The sequence below is a fragment of the Corallococcus aberystwythensis genome (genome assembly GCF_003612165.1).
Lineage (GTDB): Bacteria > Myxococcota > Myxococcia > Myxococcales > Myxococcaceae > Corallococcus > Corallococcus aberystwythensis.
In genome coordinates this window covers 1-379 of the sequence record NZ_RAWK01000624.1, presented here as the reverse complement: position 1 = coordinate 379, position 379 = coordinate 1, and the positions used below count along the sequence as shown (strand labels likewise).

Here is a 379-nt window from a genome sequence, read left to right as displayed (position 1 = left end):
GGCAATATTCTTATACAGGTTGTAGCGTTTAAGATGATTCGCCGGATCGCTGGCCCGGTCCAGATTCGCTTTTACCGCCGCTGCGTTGAAGTCGGTTCCATCCTGGAATTTAATTCCTTCCCGCAGTTTCACGGTGTAAGTAAGGCCGCCATCGGAAACGGTATAACTCTCCGCCAGCACGCTTTTCAGTTTCATCTCTTTATCGAGACCGAACAGCCCCTGGTAAAACGATTTCGCTACGGCCTGAGATAACGTGTCATTCGCGTCATATGGATCGAGCGTGGTGAAGTTCGATCCTACCGCCACCACCACATCTTTGGCAGCGAATGCACAAGATGCCATCAACGCTGTCGCAATGCCCAGCGCCACTAACCCACTA

The 379-nt window shown here is 51.7% G+C and carries 1 protein-coding gene; it reads right to left on the bottom strand.

The features are described 5' to 3' along the window. The coding region (locus D7W81_RS41785; RefSeq protein ID WP_244227814.1) for an ABC transporter substrate-binding protein at positions 1-379 on the bottom strand (379 nt) is incomplete at both ends.